This is a genomic window from Acidovorax sp. Root267, assembly GCF_001429215.1.
Lineage (GTDB): Bacteria > Pseudomonadota > Gammaproteobacteria > Burkholderiales > Burkholderiaceae_C > Acidovorax > Acidovorax radicis.
This window is the reverse complement of the sequence record NZ_LMJC01000012.1, coordinates 62025-80205: the sequence shown is the minus strand read 5'-3', so window position 1 is coordinate 80205 and position 18181 is coordinate 62025. Positions and strand designations below refer to the sequence as shown.

Annotated in this window: 17 protein-coding genes; 8 read left to right on the top strand and 9 right to left on the bottom strand. The window is 67.3% G+C overall.

Annotated elements, in window-relative coordinates; translation table 11 throughout:
• Window positions 1-20: 20 nt before the first annotated feature.
• Window positions 21-743, bottom strand: coding sequence for a response regulator transcription factor (locus ASE39_RS09925; protein ID WP_010467012.1), 723 nt, complete (start codon window positions 741-743; stop codon window positions 21-23).
• 691 nt (window positions 744-1434) lie between these two features.
• Here ASE39_RS09925 and ASE39_RS09920 point away from each other — a divergent pair.
• Both ASE39_RS09920 and ASE39_RS25795 read left to right on the top strand, forming a co-directional pair.
• Complete coding sequence (locus tag ASE39_RS09920) at window positions 1435-2088, top strand: response regulator transcription factor (RefSeq protein ID WP_029414389.1); 654 nt, start codon at window positions 1435-1437, stop codon at window positions 2086-2088.
• Between the two features lie 55 nt (window positions 2089-2143).
• Window positions 2144-3988 carry a sensor histidine kinase gene (locus tag ASE39_RS25795; protein ID WP_082615385.1) on the top strand — a complete coding sequence of 615 codons (1845 nt, stop codon included), beginning with the start codon at window positions 2144-2146 and terminating at the stop codon, window positions 3986-3988.
• Here ASE39_RS25795 and ASE39_RS09910 read toward each other — a convergent pair.
• Window positions 3870-5558, bottom strand: coding sequence for an MFS transporter (locus ASE39_RS09910; protein WP_057271034.1), 1689 nt, complete (start codon window positions 5556-5558; stop codon window positions 3870-3872). The two genes, ASE39_RS25795 and ASE39_RS09910, sit on opposite strands and share 119 nt — an antisense overlap.
• A gap of 130 nt (window positions 5559-5688) precedes the next feature.
• On the opposite strand from ASE39_RS09910, the gene ASE39_RS09905 reads away from it, so the two are divergent.
• Window positions 5689-6537, top strand: coding sequence for a M48 family metallopeptidase (locus ASE39_RS09905; protein ID WP_050812579.1), 849 nt, complete (start codon window positions 5689-5691; stop codon window positions 6535-6537).
• 85 nt (window positions 6538-6622) lie between these two features.
• On the opposite strand, the gene ASE39_RS09900 is transcribed toward ASE39_RS09905, so the two are convergent.
• The 5 genes from ASE39_RS09900 to ASE39_RS09880 form a co-directional block, all read right to left on the bottom strand.
• Window positions 6623-6943 (bottom strand): DUF2218 domain-containing protein, encoded by a 321-nt coding sequence (locus ASE39_RS09900; RefSeq protein ID WP_057271033.1) that lies wholly within the window; start codon window positions 6941-6943, stop codon window positions 6623-6625.
• Window positions 6940-7761: an ABC transporter ATP-binding protein gene (locus tag ASE39_RS09895; RefSeq protein WP_057271032.1), complete on the bottom strand. Its 822-nt coding sequence runs from the start codon at window positions 7759-7761 to the stop codon at window positions 6940-6942. Before ASE39_RS09895 ends, ASE39_RS09900 begins: the two co-directional genes overlap by 4 nt.
• Window positions 7762-7926: 165 nt before the next feature.
• Complete coding sequence (locus tag ASE39_RS09890) at window positions 7927-8973, bottom strand: iron ABC transporter permease (protein WP_057271031.1); 1047 nt, start codon at window positions 8971-8973, stop codon at window positions 7927-7929.
• Window positions 8974-9070: 97 nt separating this feature from the next.
• Complete coding sequence (locus ASE39_RS09885) at window positions 9071-10024, bottom strand: alpha/beta hydrolase-fold protein (protein ID WP_057271030.1); 954 nt, start codon at window positions 10022-10024, stop codon at window positions 9071-9073.
• A complete protein-coding gene (locus ASE39_RS09880; protein ID WP_057271029.1) occupies window positions 10024-11178 on the bottom strand; it encodes an ABC transporter substrate-binding protein in 1155 nt (384 codons plus the stop codon). Before ASE39_RS09880 ends, ASE39_RS09885 begins: the two co-directional genes overlap by 1 nt.
• A 259-nt stretch (window positions 11179-11437) precedes the next feature.
• Here ASE39_RS09880 and ASE39_RS09875 point away from each other — a divergent pair, with 259 nt between their 5' ends.
• Together ASE39_RS09875 and ASE39_RS09870 are read left to right on the top strand one after the other, a co-directional pair.
• Complete coding sequence (locus ASE39_RS09875; protein ID WP_242421401.1) at window positions 11438-12430, top strand: helix-turn-helix transcriptional regulator; 993 nt, start codon at window positions 11438-11440, stop codon at window positions 12428-12430.
• 442 nt (window positions 12431-12872) lie between these two features.
• Window positions 12873-15044 carry a TonB-dependent siderophore receptor gene (locus tag ASE39_RS09870; protein WP_057271027.1) on the top strand — a complete coding sequence of 724 codons (2172 nt, stop codon included), beginning with the start codon at window positions 12873-12875 and terminating at the stop codon, window positions 15042-15044.
• A 142-nt stretch (window positions 15045-15186) separates the two neighbouring features.
• Here ASE39_RS09870 and ASE39_RS09865 read toward each other — a convergent pair whose 3' ends face one another.
• Together ASE39_RS09865 and ASE39_RS09860 are read right to left on the bottom strand one after the other, a co-directional pair.
• Entirely contained in the window at window positions 15187-15825 is a 639-nt protein-coding gene (locus ASE39_RS09865; protein WP_010467036.1) for an MBL fold metallo-hydrolase, read from the bottom strand.
• A 60-nt stretch (window positions 15826-15885) separates the two neighbouring features.
• Entirely contained in the window at window positions 15886-16803 is a 918-nt protein-coding gene (locus ASE39_RS09860; RefSeq protein WP_010467037.1) for a LysR family transcriptional regulator, read from the bottom strand.
• 111 nt (window positions 16804-16914) lie between these two features.
• On the opposite strand from ASE39_RS09860, the gene gstA reads away from it, so the two are divergent.
• The 3 genes from gstA to ASE39_RS09845 are packed head-to-tail and all read left to right on the top strand — an operon-like array spanning window position 16915 to window position 18161.
• A complete protein-coding gene (gstA, locus tag ASE39_RS09855; protein ID WP_057271026.1) occupies window positions 16915-17523 on the top strand; it encodes a glutathione transferase GstA in 609 nt (202 codons plus the stop codon).
• Between the two features lie 36 nt (window positions 17524-17559).
• Window positions 17560-17787, top strand: a complete 228-nt coding sequence (locus ASE39_RS09850; RefSeq protein WP_010467040.1) for a 4-oxalocrotonate tautomerase family protein — start codon at window positions 17560-17562, stop codon at window positions 17785-17787.
• Window positions 17784-18161, top strand: coding sequence for a nuclear transport factor 2 family protein (locus ASE39_RS09845; protein ID WP_057271025.1), 378 nt, complete (start codon window positions 17784-17786; stop codon window positions 18159-18161). The genes ASE39_RS09850 and ASE39_RS09845 overlap by 4 nt, the downstream gene beginning before the upstream one ends.
• The last annotated feature ends 20 nt before the right edge of the window (window positions 18162-18181 follow it).

Genomic DNA, 18181 nt, shown 5'->3' with positions numbered 1-18181 from the left:
GCAAGGCCGCGCTCCACCGGTCAGTCTTGTTGTTTCGCGAATACATAGCCCACGCCGCGCACGGTGAGGATGCGGCGCGGGTTCTTGGCGTCGGCCTCGATGGCGGCACGGATGCGGCCCATGTGCACGTCGATGGAGCGGTCAAACGCCTCCAGCTCGCGGCCGCGCACGGCCTCCATGATCTGGTCGCGCGTGAGCACGCGGCCCGCGCGCTCGGCGAGCGCCACGAGCAAATCGAATTGGTAGGAGGTGAGGTCGGCCAGCTCGCCTGCCACGGTCACGGTGCGAGCGTCGCGGTCGATCTCCAGTGTGCCGAAGCGCAGCACCTGCGTGGCCGCCGCCGCGTTGCCGCCATCGGTGCGGCGGCGCAGGATGGCGCGGATGCGGGCCAGCAGCTCGCGGGGTTCAAAAGGCTTAGGCAGATAGTCGTCGGCGCCCAGCTCCAGGCCAATGATGCGGTCCATGGGGTCGCCCTTGGCGGTGAGCATGAGCACCGGCACCTGGGCCGCGTTGCCTTGCAGCGAGCGGATGCGACGGCACACTTCCAGGCCGTCCATGTCGGGCAGCATGAGATCGAGGATCACCAGGTCGGGCAGTGGCCCGGCATCGGGCCCCTGCAGCTGCGCCAGGCCACTTTTGCCGTCCGCACGGTGCGTGACCTGCAGGCCCGACTGGCCCAGGTACTCGCCCACCATCTGTGCGAGGCGGGCGTCGTCTTCGATCATCAGCAGTTGGGAGCTCATGGGGGCAGTGTAGTGGGGGGTGCCTCTCATGGTGGCGACGGGCCGTCACGCGGTTTTATCGGCCAGGTAAAGCTTCCGTAAAGCACATCCCGGCGTGCCGTGCTTGGACGGGAGCCAACGGTCAATGGAGCGCAATAAAAAAAGCTCCCCTGGGGGAGCGTGAAAACGTGCCCTTGGCAGCACGGGTTGGATGCAGTCCGGTGGTAAGCCCCGCTGGATGCACATGACCTCCAGGCTTTGGCGCCCAAGTGCCTCGCAGAAGGTGTTGTGCATGTGGTTTCGCCGATGACCATCGTGCCGCTCCACGCCACCTTTGCATCTGGAGCAGGTGTGCCGGGACGGCCTTTGATGGATGAAGCACCACTGCGGGTCACGGCCGTTGGCGACAAGGCTCCGCCAGGCGTGCCCTTGGTCACCCGTTGATCTGACTTTCTCCAAACCACGAAATGTGCGCATGCCATGAACATGGGAGCTGCGGCTTCTTGTGCGTCCCCTGCTTTGCCTCTACGCTTAAGCGCATGAAAATCGTCTTCACCTCCTACATGGACGCGGCGAACCCCCTGGATTCAATGCGTAGGCCGCAGGTCAGGGATGTGCGGCAAGAGGGCGCTGAAATGGCGGTGAATGGGGCTTTGCAGCCAGAGACCAAGGCTCGGGCCCCTGCATGAAATCCTCCGAGCACCGCTCCGCCGTGCAAGACCTGGGCATTTCCGTCGCTATCGTGGAAGACGACCCGCGCACCCGTGAGCGCTTTGCACGGGCGCTCGCGCGTGCAAAGCGCCTGTGTCTGGCCTATGCCGCGGCCACAGTGAGCGAGATGGTCGCCTGGTTGCGCGAGAACAGTGTGGATGTGCTCCTGGTGGATCTCGGTCTGCCGGATGGATCGGGTCTGGAAGTGATCCGCCAGTGCCAGAAATTGTCTCCAGGTACCGAGATCATGGTCATCACCATGTTTGGCGACGAGGCGAACATGATGCGCGCTTTCGAGGCGGGCGCACGCGGCTACCTGCTCAAGGATGGCACCGAAGACGATCTGGCGGAACATGTGCTGAGCCTCAACGCAGGGGGTTCCCCGATGACGCCCATCATTGCGCGTCAGCTGCTGGCCCGGCTGTCCCCTGTGCCCTTGCCACAGGGGCCATTGCCAGTCGCCGAAACCTTGACGGTGCGCGAGAGGGAAATTCTGGCCAAACTCGCACGCGGATTTACCTATGCCGAAGCCGCAGAGATCCTTGGCATCGCGCCGTCCACCGTCCAATCCCATGTCAAGAATATCTACAACAAATTGGCCGTTCACTCAAAGACGGAAGCGATTTTTGAGGCACGACAGCTGGGGCTGTTGTAGCAAGCTCCCGTGCTTGGGGCGTGCGTGGGCATGGCGTGTGGTGGTGGCTTTGTCGATGCTTCTGTGCAGCGCGGTGCAGGCGCAGGTGGGTGCGGACACGATTGACATTGCGCAGGCGTACCTGGAGCCGGAGGGGGCTCCGGCCTGGTCAGGACAGGTGAAACTTCCTCATCTTTGGGACAAGGCCTATCCAGGGCTGGCAGGGCGCGCCCGCTACCAGCTCGTCCTGCCCCCGGTCGCCCCGGACGGCGTGCTGCGGGGTCTTTATTTCCCTCGTGTGGGAAACCAGGTGGAAATATATGTGGGGGGGGATCTGATAGCGCATCGCGGCGTTCTCGGAGACAGCCGCAACGATGCAACCAAGGCGCCGCTGTGGGTGCCTGTACCTACAAGCCTCCTTTCCAGCACCGCTTCCACGGCGCTGGAGGTGCGTGTGGCGGTGCAACCCGTACGTTGGGGAGGGTTGGCCGCGCCACGTTTCGGGCCAGAGGCCACGTTGCTGCCGCAATACCGCGAGCGCTATATCTGGCGGCAGTGGGGCGCGGTGGCCGTGGTGTTTGCGCTGGCACTCACGGGCGTGGTTGCCGGGGGGCTGTGGCACCTGAATCGCGAGCCTGTGTATGGCTATTTTGCGCTTTGCGCGCCGTTCGGGATGCTGCGGTATGGCGATCGGCTGTGGGAGACATCCCCCCTGGGGTGGCCGCTATGGGGCGGCATCGTGGCTTTCTCGTTGACGGTTCACATGCTGTTGTTGGTGCGCTTCGCCTTGGCGCTGGTGGGCCGGGACGGTGTGGGGGCCAGGCGGGGCTTTTGGATGCTGCTGGCCGCCGAGGCGTCACTGGTCGTGGGGGGCTTTGGGTTTGGGCAGCCCTGGTGCTGGACTGCCGCCCTGGCACTGCTGTTTGTGCCTGCATTCTGGGCGTATGCCGTTGCGGCACGAGAGGCGCTGGTGGCCCGGCAGCCAGAAGCCATCGCGTTGTGTCTTGCCAGCTTTATTCCCATCGGCGCAGGACTTTACGATTTCCTGGAAATTCGGGTGTCCACAGAAAGTGTGGGCCGTTCTTCTTATCTGCCACTGGCCACCATGCTGTTCGTGCTGCTCATGGGATGGCTCATCCTGAACCGCTACGCCCGGCAGGTGCGTGCCTACCAGGGCTTGAGCAATTCGCTGGACGAGAAGGTTCGCCAGCGCGAGCAGGAGCTGCAGGTCAGCTACGCCCTGTTGCAGCAGGAGCACGCCCAGCATGCCGCGCTCCTGGAGCGCCAGCGCATCATGCGCGACATTCACGACGGCGTGGGTTCGCAACTGGTGGGGTTGCTCAGCCTCATTGGCAAAGGCCGCACCAACGCCCAGCTGCGCGAGCACGCGAATGCTGCGCTGGATGAACTGCGCATGGCCGTGGATGCCATCCAGCCGGTGGGTGGTGATCTGGCTACGGTACTGGCCACGCTGCGCTACCGGATGCAACCGCGCCTGGCGGCCACAGGCATCCAGGTGGATTGGCAGGTGGAGGAGCTCCCCGCCCTAGAAAGTCTCACGCCGCACATGGTGCTGCAGATCCAACGCCTCCTGCTGGAGGCATTCACCAACGTGCTGCGGCACGCGCAGGCCAGCACCGTGCGGGTGAGTGCCCGCCATCAGGATGGGCCGGGCCAGCCGCCGCATCTGGTGCTGGAGATTGCCGACAACGGAGTCGGCATGGAGCGTTCGGCCCAGCTTGGAGGGCAGGGGCTGGCCAACATGCGGGCCAGGGCGCAGGCCATTGGCGCGCAGCTGGAGATCACGGCTGCGCCGGGTCAGGGGACCTGTGTGCGGGTGGCGTTGCCGATGGCGCCCGAACCCGTGCAGCCAGCCATACCAGCACCAGCACCGGCAGCCCCAGCATCGCGGTGGCCGTGAAGAAGTGCGCGTAGCCGAAGGCATTCACATAGTCGCCCGAGAAGCCCGCTACAAATTTGGGCAGCAGCAGCATCATCGAGCTGAACAGTGCGTACTGCGTGGCCGAGTAGCTCACGTTGGTGAGGCTCGACAGGTAGGCGATGAACGCGGCCGAGGCAATCCCGCTGGCCAGGTTGTCGGCCGAGACCACGGCGATCAGCGCGGTCACGTCGTGCCCGTGGCCCGCCAGCCAGGCGAACAGCAGGTTGCTGGCGGCGCTCAGGATGGCGCCCAGCATCAGGATGCGCATCACGCCAAAACGCATCGACAGCACGCCGCCCACAAAGGCACCGGCCAGCGTCATGATCACGCCGTACACCTTGGTGACGGCCGCCACCTCGTCCTTGGTGAAGCCCATGTCCACATAGAACGGGTTGGCCATGATGCCCATCACCACATCGCTGATGCGGTACACGGCAATGAGCGCCAGGATCAGCAAGGCATGTTTGCCATAGCGCTGGATAAAGTCCTTGAAGGGGTTGAATACCGCAATTTCCAGCCAAGCCAAGGACGGGCGCAGCGCCGCCGGCGCGGGTACCCGAACGTCCTTGCGAGCAAGAGAGCGCAGCCAATACCCGAGCACAAGCAGGGCCAAGCCGGTGCTGGCAATGCCCGCGAAGGCCGCGAGCCACCCGGGCGGTGAAAACGAATGCACCAGCAACATGGGCAGATTTCCAAGCCTGATCGCCACAGCCACCATAGGCACCACCAACAGTGCCCAGAGCGGCACGCCCTTCAGCGCCAGCCGGGTGATGGCCTGGCTCAACTCCAGCCGCTCATCAGCGGGGGCCCGCGGCGCAGGCTCGCGCGAGAACAGCACGGTGATCACGCCCACCGCCATTGACGCCGCCATGGCCAGGTAGGCCGCCTGCCAGGCGCCGTTCTGGTACGCGGCCGCGCCTTGCGCTACCAGCTGCCCCACCGCAGGGGCCACTTCGGAGCGCGCCGCAATCCACAACACGCCCGCACCGGCCCAGATCATGGCCAGGCGGTAGCCTGTCTGGTACGAGGCTGCCAGCGCGGCCTGGTGATTGGCGTCGGCAGATTCGATGCGAAACGCATCCAACGCAATGTCCTGCGTGGCTGAGCCAAACGCCACCGCGAGCGCGCACCACACGATGGGTCCCAGCGTCTGGCGCGGGTCGGCCAGCGCCATGCCGATGAGCCCGCCTACGATGAGTGCCTGCGACAGCAGCAGCCAGCTGCGGCGGCGCCCCAGCGCCTGGGTGAGCAGCGGGATCGGCATGCGGTCCACCAGCGGCGCCCACACCCACTTGAAGCCGTAGGCCAGGCCCACCCAGCTCAGATACCCAATGGTGCTGCGGTCAATGCCCGCTTCGCGCAGGCGAAAGCTCAGCGTGCCCAGCACCAGCAGCAATGGCAGCCCGGCGGAGAACCCGAGCGTGAGCATGCGCAGGCTGGCGGGCTCCAGGTACACGCGCAGCGTCTGCAGCCAGGGCGTGCGCGGGGGCTTGTCCGGGGCGGTGCTGGGTGCGAGGCTGGGGCGGGAAGATGTGGAGGTGTCTGACATGGGCGAGCGTGGGTTTTGTCTATCATCGCCGACACACCCTTGTAGCCAGTCTGTCGGCCTCCATCTGCGCGGCAGACTCTGGTGTGTTGTGTGCCAGCTCTGCTCATTATTCCTTCTGGGATCGCCTTGTATGTGTCTTTTCTGCCCCGCTCCCTCTGTTGCGCCCTCGTCCCCGTGGTCGGCGCGCCGCGCCTTCCTGCTGGCGGCAGGTGTCAGCGCTGCGGCGCCGGTGCTGGCGCAGGTGGATGTGGGTACCGCGTCCAGCCTGCGCAAGCTGGTGCCCGCCGAGACGCTGGAAAACTCTGCAGCCCAGCAGTACCAGCAGATGCTGCAGCAGGCCAAGGCCAAACGTGCGCTGGCGCCCGACAACCACCCGCAGCTGCAGCGCCTGCACGCCATTGCCAAGCGGCTGATCCCGCACGCCACGCCCTGGAACGAGCGCGCCAGGCAGTGGCGCTGGGAGGTCAACCTCATTGGCAGCCAGCAGATCAATGCGTTCTGCATGCCCGGCGGCAAGATTGCGTTCTATACCGGCATCCTCGACCAGCTCAAGCTCACCGACGACGAAGCCGCGATGATCATGGGCCACGAAATGGCCCACGCGCTGCGCGAGCATGCGCGTGAGCGCATCGCCAAGACGCAGGGCACCAACCTGGCGCTGCGCCTGGGCTCGCAGCTGCTCGGCCTGGGAGACCTGGGCAATGCGGCTGCCAGCCTGGGCGGGCAACTGCTCACGTTGCAGTTCAGCCGGTCGGACGAGACCGATGCCGACCTGGTGGGGCTGGAGCTGGCCGCCCGCGCGGGCTACCAGCCTTCGGCGGCCGTGAGCCTGTGGCAAAAGATGGGCAACGCCAGCGGCAACAAGCAGGGCGGGCTGGCCTTCCTCTCCACCCACCCCTCGGGTCCGGCGCGCATCAAGGAATTGGAAATGAACGTGCCGAAGGTGCAGGGCCTCTACCAAGCCGCCCAACGCGGCTGACCTGTCGGGCGCCCCTGTGTGCCTGGATCTATCAAATTTGATAGCTACCAGCGCTTTCTGAATAAGCGCTAGGGCCTGATTTTGTTCAAATTTCTGGCGCGACGCCAGCGCCTGGGCCGGTCTGCGCCGGCTGCCAGCACACGGCCATGGGGCTCTTGCGCGAGAACAGCTCCACATGCGAGTCGATGGCGAACTGCACGCGCGCCAGGCTGGCGTCGTCCTCGGCGCTGCAGACGAAACGCAAGGCCTCGGTATCCGCGCGCAACACGCACAGGCCCCAGGGAAAGTGGGCCTCGCCATGGTGTGCGTCGTAGGTCACGCGGATCTTGCGGGTGAAGTGGTAACACAGGCGCTGCAGGTAGCGGCTGGCCTCGGTGGTGGGCAGGTGGCCCTGGCGTTGCATCATGGGTGCGGCGATGTTGTTGTGGGGGAAAAGGGTTCGGACAGTGGCAGCGCTGCATCGGCCAACACCAGCAAATTGCCTTTCGAGCAGCGCTCCACGCGGGCCTCGACGCCATAGGCACGCTGCAGCAGGGCAGGGGTGAGCACCTGCGCGGGCTCGCCGGCAGCCAGCACCGTGCCGCCGCCCAGCACCAGCACGTGCTGGCAAAAGCGCAGGGCCAGGTTCAGGTCGTGCACGGCCACCAGGCCGATCGAGCCCTGCTGCTGCACCATGGCGCGCACGGCCTGCAGCACCTGCAGCTGCCAGCGCAGGTCGAGGGCGCTGGTGGGTTCGTCCAGCAGCAGCAGGCGCGGCGCGCGCACGATGACCTGGGCCAGGCCCACCATCTGGCGCTGGCCGCCCGACAGCTCGTCGAGCCGGCGCAGCGCCAGCGCCTGCAGCCCCAGCGCCGCCACCACCGACTCGATGGCCGCCTCGCGCTGCGCGGTGCTCCATTCGCTGCGGCCGGCGCGCAGGGCGCTCTGCCAGGTCTCGTAGGCCACGAGCGAGGTGCTCTGCGGCAGCGCCTGGGGCAGGTAGCCCACGCGGCGCAGGCGTTCGCGCGGGGCCAGCATGGCCAGGTCGGTCCCTTCCAGCAGCACGCGCCCCTGTGCGGGCCGCAGCCCGGCCACGGCCTTGAGCAGCGTGGACTTGCCCACGGCATTGGGGCCCACCACGGCCACCAGGGTGCCGGCGGGCACGGCAGGCAGGTCCACGCCCTGCAGCACGGCCCGGCCGGGGTAGCCGGCGGTGAGTTGTTCGAGGGTCAGGCCCGTTGTCATATCAAGCCTTCATGGCGCTACGCACCCTCAGCCGCCAATGAAACTGGCGCGGCCCAGGCCAGCGCCCCCGCGCAACGGCCGCCCCGCCCCGCTGGGGGCGTCCCCCTCCCGCATTGCGCAGCAATGTGAGAGAGGGGGAAGACGCGCAGCGGCTCAGGCGGTGCTTCATGCAGCCCTTCTTTGGCGCAGCACCAGCACCATGAACAGCGGCACGCCCACCAGCGCGGTGATGATGCCGATGGGCAGCACCACGCCGGGCACCAGCGCCTTGCTCAGGATGGACGCGAGCGACAGCATCAGCGCCCCGGCCAGCGCGCTGCCCGGCAGGTAGTAGCGGTGGTCTTCGCCCAGCAGCATGCGCGCGATGTGTGGTCCCACCAGGCCCACGAAGCCGATGGTGCCCACGAACGACAGGGCGGTGGCCGCCAGCAGGCTTACGCGCAGCAGTGTCACCAGGCGCAGCCGCTCCACCGCGATGCCGAAGCTGCGCGCCTGGTCCTCGCCCGCGCGCAGCGCCGTGAGGGCCCAGGCCTGGTGCGCCGACCAAAGCATGCACAGCGCCAGCACGGTGCCCACGATGCCGATCTTGGTCCAGGTGGCGCGGCCCAGGCTGCCCATGGTCCAGAACACGATCTGCTGCAGCGCGTTGCTGTCGGCAATGAACTGCAGCAGCCACAGCAGCGCCTCGAAGCTGAACAGCAGCGCGATGCCGAACAACACCACCGTGTCCACGCTGGCGCCCTGGCGCCAAGCCAGCAGCTGGATCAACGCCGTGGCACACGCCGCTCCAGCAAAGGCGCACAGCGGCACCGCGAGGTTCTCGCCCCAGGCCAGCAGCGTGAAACCGCTGACCACGGCCGCTGACGCGCCCACCGCCGCGGCGGCCGACACGCCCAGCGTGAACGGGCTGGCCAGCGGGTTGTTGAGCGCGGTCTGCATCTCGGCCCCGGCCAGGCCCAGGCTGGCGCCCACCAGCACGGCCATCACTGCATAGGGCAGGCGCACTTCCCACAGGATGACCTGCTGCGCTTGCGGCAGGGCGTCGGGTGCGAAGAGGCCGCGCAGCACGTCGGCAAACGCGAAGGTGGAGGGCCCGAGTGCAATGTCGGCCACGGCGCTGGCGCACAGCACGGCCAGCAAGGTGGCCAGCAGCAGCAGACGCCGGCGCACGAAATGCCCGTAGCGCTGCGCGAGCGAATCGGTGGAGGCCATGGCTACGGGCAAGGGAGAGGCAGTGGCTGGGTTCAACGGAGGCAATTCCGGTATAGGGCGTGTGGTGCGCGAAAGGGTTTCAGAGCGTCCGTGTTTTTCAGCGGGGCTGCTGGGCCAATGCCAGGGCGTCGATGAGCCCCGGGGCCATGGCGCTGCCATGGTCCAGGCCGGGCAGCACGGCCATGTCCACGCGCAGCTCGGGCCACTGCAGCGCGCCCAGCTGGTCGGCCAGCGCCAGGGTGCGCTCGACCATGCGGCGCTCGACCTGTATGGCAGAGCGGGCTGCGGTGGGTGCCGTCTGCGCCTGTTCCAGGCTGCCCACGCGCAGCAGCAACTGCGCCCGGAAGGGGCGCGGCGCCATCGCGTGGACCTGTGCGAACTGCCCGGCCGTGCGCAGAAGCTGTGCGCCGTTCCACCACACCGAGGGGCTGGTGGCTGCGTACCGCGTGAACTGCGCGGGGCGCGTGAACAGCGCGTGCAGCACCAGCAAGCCGCCGAACGAATGCCCGCTCAGGGTCTGGCGCTGCGGGTCAATGGCAAAGGCATGCGCCACGCGCGGCTGCAACTCGCACGCAATGAAGTCGAGCAGGATGTCAGCGCCGCCTGCTTCGGGCGTGGCCGTGCTGCCGGGCACGGGAGGTGTGTAGTCGCGCTGGCGTTCTGCGGGGTGGATCACGGCGTCACCAGGGTGGCCGATGCCGACCACGATGGTGCTGTCGGTGCCCATGTCTCCGGGCCTCCCCGCGCTGTTGCGGGCCAGCTGGGCCGCCAGTGCAAAGGCGGCGTTGCCGTCGAGCAGGTACAGCACCGGGTACCCCGTGGCGGGCGTGGGGCCTGCAGGCTGCTGCACCCAGATGCGCCAGGTGCGGCCGCTGGCCGGGTCGCGCAGATCCTGCTGGTGCGTGCCCGGCAGCTGGGCGGGTGCAGCCTGCAGCAGCGGTGGCGCCGTAGCCTTGCCGTGGGCGCACCCACCCAGCAAGCCCAGGCTCGCACCGGCGCCTGCGGCAAGCAGTGCGCGGCGCGTACTCTGTGGGGACAGGGGCACGGGCATCAGAGGCTGGTCCAGTACACGCCGGTCAGCGGTATGGGCTGGAACTGGGTGAACAGGGTCTGCAGCGTGGCACGCGGGTCCAGGTCGGCGAACAGCGCGGGGTGCAGCCATTTGGCGAACACCTGCACCGCCACCACGTTGAAGGGGGAGTTGTAGTAGTGGTGCCAGATGGCGTGGGCGCGCCCGTTCTGCTGCACGGCCTCCAGCTGGGCGATGCCTCTGCGCTGGGTGGCACGCGCCAGCGACGCGCGGGCCGCCTCGGGCGTGGCGTCGGCGCCCAGCACGATGCGCAGAGGCGACTTCTCGGTAGTGGCCATGCTGCCGATGCCGGTGCCGATGTACAGCCGGGGCTGCGTGGCGATCAGGAACTCGGGGTTGAGCGTGCCATGCTCGCCCGGAATGCGGCCACGCGCCACGTTCTCGGCGCCAGCGGCATCGAGCAGCACGCCCACCAGGCCCACCATGGTGGCGCAGCAGTCGTCGGCCAGCCCTACCCGGTTTTCGAGGAACACACTGGGGTGGCGGGTGCCGGCCGGCAGGGTGCGCAGGCGAGACTCGACCCGTTCGAGCTGGGCCCGCCACAGGGTGTTGAAAGCGTCGGCCTCCTTGCGCTTGCCCAGCACGGCGCCCAGCAGTTCCATGCTGCGCGGCGTGTTCCTGAGCGGGTCATGGCGGAAGTCGATGAACACTACGGCGATGCCGGCCGCCTCCAGCCGGGCCAGGGTCTCGCGGTCGTTCTTGCTCGGCCCATGGCCACTGGCCAGGCCCAGGATGGCGACCTGCGGGCGCAGCGCTATCGCCTGCTCGTCGCTGAAGCTGCCGGCGTTGTTGCGGCCCACGCGGGGCACCTTGTCGAGTTGCGGGAAGCGGCTGCGCCACTGCGCATAGCCGGCGGGGTCCAGCGTTTCGTAGTCGCCCATCATGCCCACCAGGCGGCGTGCCACGTCGTCGCGCTCGAACACGCCCAGTGCAGGCAACAGCCGGCCTTCACCCAGCAGGATGCGGTCCACCTTGGCGGGCAGGGTGACGGTGCGGCCTGCCAGGTCGGTGACGGTCTGGGGTGTGCCCTGGGCCTGTACCGGGGCTGTGGTGATGAGCACGGCGCAGAGCGCAACGCCCAGGGAGCCGAAAAAACGGGGGAGTGTGAAGGTCATGGACGGCTGCGAGGGCCTGGGGGCCCGCTGAAGAAGCTCCCAGGCAACAAGCAATATTGAGAATCATTTGCATTTATTATCGCAAGTTGCTAGCATCCCATGGCGCGGTGCCTGCCGTGTTTGCCCCGTGGAGAAAAACCTTTGCGCAAACGTCAGGCGTGGCCGGTGTGGTTCGGGTACATCCCTTGCCAACCCCGGGCCTGCACCTTTTCACTGCGCTTTCATCCACACCTTTTTGCATCTCCTCGCACCTGCGCCCATGTCCGTTGTCAGCCCCTTGAATGTCCAGCCAGCGGCACCGCCGTCGGAGGGCATGCAGGCGTCGCTGCAGCGCCATCTGCAGCGGGTGCGGGTCTTGCGCCCCGGGCTGCACCTGCACGCCGACGATGCGGCCGACGCGCAGGACTTCACCGCCAGTGGCGACATGGATGCGGGGCTGCGCATCGTGCTGCTGCTGGAGGGCTCGGTGGACGTGAGCTATGGCCCGCGACGCGTGGCGCTGTCGAGCGCTACTGCCCAACGCCCCCGGGAGCCAGGGCTGCCGCGCGCGCTGCTGGTGTCAGTGGCCCAGCCCGAGCGCTTCGAGCGCCGCGCCCGCCGGGGGGCCTACGCGCGCCGGGTGAGCGTGGGCCTGGGGGGCGAGTGGCTGGAGCAGGTGGCTGGGCCCGTAGCGTCCGATGCCATCGAGGCCTTTCGCCGCCAGCACCTGGCCATGCACCACTGGCAGCCGTCGCCCCGCATTGCCGCGCTGGCAGAGCAGATCACCCATGCGCCGGACCTGAGCCCCCTGCTGCTGCACCTGTACCTGGAAAGCCGCGCGCTGGAACTGGTGGGCGAAGCCCTGGGCAGCCTGGCGCAGCACGCCCCGGGGCCAGCCCCAGCGCCCGCGCCCGCCCCGGCACCGGCCGCGGCGGCACTGCGCTTGCTGCCCCATGAGCACCAGCGCATGCGCGCGCTGCACGCCTTCTTGCAGACCGACGGTGCGATGGACATGTCGCTCGATGCGCTGGCGCGCCAGGCAGGCACCAATGCCAACACGCTGCAGCGGCACTTCCGCGCGGTGTATGGCACCACGGTGTTCGACTTTGTGCGCGAACACCGTCTGCAGCGGGCGCGCCACGCGCTGGAATGCGACGGCCTGACGGTAGGGCAGGCGGCGTTGGTCGCGGGCTACAACAGCGCCGCCAACTTCGCCACGGCGTACCGCAAGCGCTTTGGCATGCCGCCCAAGCTGGCCCGGGCACGAATCTGAAACCCCCTGAGTCGCCTGCGGCGCCTTCCCCCAGAGGGGGACGCCGCCAGCGCGGCGGGGCGGCCCTTGCGCGGCGGCCCTGGCGGGGCCGCGCCCGCTGCAGGCGCGTGGGGAGATTCGAAGCCCAGGATTCCATGGCAGTGCGCTTCCCCAGGAAGGCGCTTCCAACGTAGCTTGGCCATGTGCTCTTTGCGGGCAGCGCGGGTGCCGCAAACATCTTTGTTGACCGTGCAAACACAGGTCCACGGGCCGCGTGGAACCATCGCTGCATGCCGGATGTAACAAGTCGGCACGCCTTGCAACACGTCCCGGGCACTTCGTTGTTACCGCTCCGTCCTGGAGCGGGTCTGTGTCCTGGGTGAAATCGCACTCATTCTTGTTTGCAGTCCGTTGGCGGGGTGGCGTTCCCTTTTTCTACCGTTTTTGATTCAGGACTTTCTCTATGCAGACTCGCCGCCCATCCCGGGGTGCCACCCCGGCACACCCTTTTGCCTTGCGCCAGGCCGCCCGGGCCTGTGCGTGGACCTTGTTCGCCAGTGCCGGCGCAGCCTGGGCGCAAAGCCCGGCAGCCCCGGTGGTGCTCAAGGAAGTGACCGTGAACGCGGCGGCCGAGACTCCCGAAAGCCTGCCCGCTGCCGCGCCCGGTGGCCAGGTGGCCCGGGGCACGCGCCTGGGGGTGCTGGGCAATGTGGGCGTGATGGACACGCCCTTCAACATGACGGGCTACACCGCCGAAGGCATTGCCGACCAGCAGGCGCAGACCGTGGGCGCCGTGCTCAAGAACGACCCTTCGGTGCGCACCACCACCAACGAAGGGCACATCGTCGAGAACTTCATCATCCGGGGCTTCGGCGTGGGCGCCAGTTCCATGGCCATCAATGGTGCCTACGGCCTCGCGCCCGAGCAGAACACGCCCACCGAGATCTTCGAGCGCGTGGAAGTGCTCAAGGGCCCCGGCGCCATGATGATGGGGCTGCCGCCGTCAGGTGATGTGGGTGGCGCCATCAACCTCGTGCCCAAGCGCGCGGGCAAGGAGCCGCTCACACGCGTGACCACCACCTATTCGTCCAAATCGAACGTGGGCGTGCACGCCGACGTGTCGCGCCGCTTCGGCGAAGGCCAGCGCCTGGGCGTGCGTGTCAACGGCGTGCTGTCGGGCGGCGAGACCTGGCTGGACCACCAGACCAAGGCGCGCGAGATCGGCCACCTGGCGCTGGACTACCAGGGCGAAGGCTGGAACGTGGAGGCCGATGCCTATTCGCTGAAGAACAAGGTGCGCAAGGGCTCGCCCATGCAGCCCATCATCACGGGCTGGACCACGGTGCCCAAGGCACCCGATGGTTCTACCAACTTCTTCTACGGCGAAGGCGTCTACAGCAATACGCTGACGCAGGGCCTCATCGTGCGCGGCCAGGCGCGGATCAATACCGGCTGGACGGCGTTTGCATCGGCGGGCAAGGCCGAGCATGCATACGACGGCTTCATTTTCGGCACGCGCCCGGTGTGGACGGCGGCGAACGCGGCTTCGGGCAACGCCACGGGCACGGCCTACAACTCCTGGGGCGAGTACGATACCACCACGGCCGAGTTGGGCGTGCGCGGCCAGTTCAGCACCGGCGCCGTGGCCCACAAGCTGACGCTGGCCGCCAACGTGATGAGCTACCAGGGTGGCAGCCGGGCCAATGGCACGGCCGCCATCAACAGCAACATCTACAACCCCCGGCCCATTGCGATGCCGCCGGGCGGGGCGGCTTCCACCTACAACCCCCTCAACGACGACGTGATGACTGCAATGAGCGTGGTGGACACACTGGCGTTCGCCGACGACAGGGTGCAGCTCACCCTGGGCGTGCGCGCGCAGCAGGTCAACCAGAAGCTCAACAAGTACAAGGAGAGCGCCGTGACCCCACTGGTGGGCGTGGTCGCCAAGCCCTGGGGCGAGAACGTTTCGCTGTACGGCAACTACGTGGAAGGCCTGAGCGCCGGCACCACCGTGAAGGCGCCCTATGCCAACGAGGGCGAGACCTTCAAGCCCTACAAGAGCAAGCAGGCCGAGGTGGGCGTGAAGTGGGTGGCGGGCAGCCTGACGCAGACGGTGAGCCTGTTCCAGATCAGCAAGCCTGCCCTGATCGAAGCCAACAACCGCCAGGTGCTGGACGGCGAGCAGCGCAACCGGGGCGTGGAGTGGAACGTGTTCGGCCAGCTGACCCCGGCCCTCACGCTGCTGGGTGGCGCGGCCTACACCGAGACCGAGCAGACCCAGACCGCCAAGGGCGTGAACCAGGGCCGTGCGCAGTTTGGCGTGCCCAAGCTCACGCTGAACCTGGGCGCGGACTGGGCCATCCCTGGTGTGCAGGGCCTGTCGGTGAACGGCCGGGTGAACCACACGGGTGCACAGTGGCTCACGGGCGACAACAGCGTGAAGCTGCCGTCCTGGACCACGCTGGATGTGGGCGCCCGCTATGCGACGCGTTTTGGCGCACAACCCGTGGTGCTGCGCGCCACGGTGACCAACCCCACCAACCGCGCTTACTTTGAAAGTATCTGGGGTGCGGGCCGGGTGAACGTGGGTGCGCCACGCGCCGTGCGCCTGTCGGCCTCGTTCGATTTCTGACGCCGCATTGCAGGGGCCGGCATGCGTCCTGGTGGGCACGCTGGCCCCTGCGGCACGCGCAGAGGCACAGGGCTACTTCAAAAATAATAGCTGTCTGCGCTTTCTGGGAAAGCGCTAGAGCCCGAAAACGCCAAAAACCGACTCACGTCCCACCCACATAGGGGTTGCTTTGGCGCTCACGCCCGAACGTGCTCTCAGGACCGTGCCCAGGGATGAACACCGTCTGGTTGCCCATGGGCCACAGGCGCTGGGTGATGCTGTCGATGAGCTGCTGGTGGTTGCCCTGCGGGAAGTCGGTGCGCCCCATGCTGCCGGCAAACAGCACATCGCCCACAAAAGCACGGTCAATCTGCGGCGCATGGAACACCACATGCCCAGGGGTGTGGCCGGGGCAGTGGCGCACATTCAGCGTCTCGTCGCCAATCTGCACCGTGTCGCCGTCGTGCAGCCAGCGCGTGGGCGTGAAGTGCTGGGCGGGCGGAAAACCAAACATCGCGCTTTGCTGCGGCAGGCCGTCAATCCAGAACTGGTCGCCCGGGTGAGGGCCGACGATGGGCAGCGAAAGCCGCTCTGCCAGCTCGCCCGTGCCGCCCGCGTGGTCGATGTGGGCGTGGGTGAGCCAGATCTGTTCGAGCGTGAGGTCAAGGCGCTGGATTTCTGCCAGCAGCACATCCAGGTCACCGCCGGGGTCGATCACGGCGGCTTTGTGGGTGGCGTCGCACCAGACGAGGGAGCAGTTTTGCTGGAACGCAGTAACAGGGACGGTGAGGTAGCGGAGCATGGTGGGTGAGGATTGGTTTTGTGTATTTTGCGGGTCTGGCGCATGGCGGACGGGACAGGGTCAAGCCCGCGCCAGCCGATCAACGAGGAAATCCACCAGCACCCGCACGCGCAGCGGCATGTGCCGGTTGGCGGGGTACAGCAACGAAAACGGGCGGGAGGCACCGGCATGTGCGGGCAGCACCTCCTGCAAGGCACCGCTGTGCAGGTCGGCTTCCACAATGAACCGGTAGGTCTGCAGCAGCCCTGCGCCGGCACGCGCCAGGGTCACGGGGCCCAGGATGTCATCGGCGCAGCGCAGGCGGCCTTGGGTGGGCACCTCCATATCGCGCCCGGCCGCGTCGCGCAGTATCCACGCCACCGCCTGCCCGCTGCTGGGCAGCACAAACTGGATGCATTCGTGCGCCGCCAGGTCGGCCGCTTCGTGTGGCGTGCCGCAACGCGCCAGATACGCCGGGGCGGCGACCACCACCAGGGCGGCGTCCTCCAGCTTGCGTGCCACCAGCCCCGAGTCGATGGGTGCGCGACCGCGCACGGCCAGGTCAAAGCCTTCCTCGGTGAAGTCCACGTTGCGGTTGCTCAACTGCAGCTCCAGCTCCACGCCGGGGTAGGCCTGCGCAAATGCGGGCAGCAGGGGCAGGATGCGGCAGTGCCCATAGGAGGTGGGCAGGCTGAAGCGGACGAGGCCCGCCGGGCTTTGTTGCTGGCCTGACAGCTCGCGTTCTGCCTCGGCCAGCTGCCCCAGCGCCTGGCGGCATTGCTCGTAGTAGCGCTTGCCGGCGTCGGTCAGCCGCACCTGGCGTGTCGTGCGCTGGAACAGGCGCACGCCCAGGCGCGCCTCCATGCGTGCCACGGATCGGCTCACCGCCGCCGCCGTCAGCCCGGCCGCCTGGGCGGCGGCCGTGAAGCTTTGCCACTGGGCGGTCAGGCAGAACAGCTCGATGCTGCCCAGCTTCAGGTCGTCAAATTGGCGCGCCATGTCTTGTTTATTACTTCATGTAATCAGTGAAATTACTGGTGTCTAGTTTATTGCTGTTTGCATCGCCAATACCATCGCTTCACCTTTCCACCACGCCCCCAAGGCCTCCCCATGAAGCTGTACTTTTCCCCCGCCGCCTGCTCCTTGTCGCCCCACATCCTGCTGCTGGAATGTGGCTTGCCGTTTGCGCTGGAGAAGGTCGATACCGCGCGCCACCAGACGGCCGATGGGCAGGATTTCTATGCGATCAACCCCAAAGGCCAGGTGCCCGTGCTGGAGCTGGACGACGGCTCCCGCCTCACCGAAGGCCCGGTCATTGCGCAATACATCGCCGACCAGGCCCAGGCCACGCAACTGATGCCGGCCGCCGGCACGCGGGCGCGCTACCGGGTGATGGAGTGGCAGAACTACGTCAGCACCGAGCTGCACAAGTCCTTCACGCCCCTGTTCCACGCCGGGCTGGACGACAACGCCAAGGCCGCGCTGGCCGCCCTGCTGCGCAAGAAGATGGAGTGGCTGGACGCGCAGCTGCAGGACGGCAACTACCTGACGGGGGAACACTTCACGGCGGCCGACGCCTATCTTTTTGTGGTGCTGGGCTGGGCCAAGTTCGTGAAGCTGGACATCAGCGACCTGGCCCATCTGCAGGCGTTCATGCGCCGTGTGGCCGCGCGCCCCGCGGTACAGGCCGCGATGCGGGCCGAAGGGTTGCTGGGCTGAGACGCCGTTCATTCATCCATCCACAAGGAACACGCCATGCCTTACATCAACATCAAAGTGACCCGCGAAGGTGTCAGCAGTGCGCAAAAGGCCGCACTGATCCAGGGTGCGACCGATTTACTGGTGCGCGTTCTGAACAAGGAGCCTGCCACCACCTTTGTCGTGATCGACGAGGTCGAGACCGACAACTGGGGGGTGGCCGGTGAGACGGTGACCGTGCGGCGCCAGCGCGCTCGCGCCGCCACCGACGGGAGCGCGCCATGAGTGATCCGCGCTTCGACGCAGTCGCCGCCGTGCTGCAGGAGTATTTCGACGGCCTGTGCCACAGCGATACCCAGCGCCTGCGCCGCGTGTTCCACCCGCAGGCGGTCTATGCCTGCGCCACGGCCGAGCCTGCGGTGATCCTGCGCATGGAGGAGTATTTCCCCATCGTGGACCAGCGCCCCTCGCCCGCGAGCCGGGGCGAGACGGTGCAGGAGCGCATCCTGTCGATTGAATTTGCCGGGCCGGTGACCGCCCTGGCCAAGGTCGAATGCGCCATCCTGCCCAAGCACTTCACCGACCTGCTGACCCTGATCCATGTCGATGGGCGCTGGCAGATCATTGCCAAGGTGTTTCACTACGAGCTGGATCGCTGAGGCGACGGCGTGAACAAGTC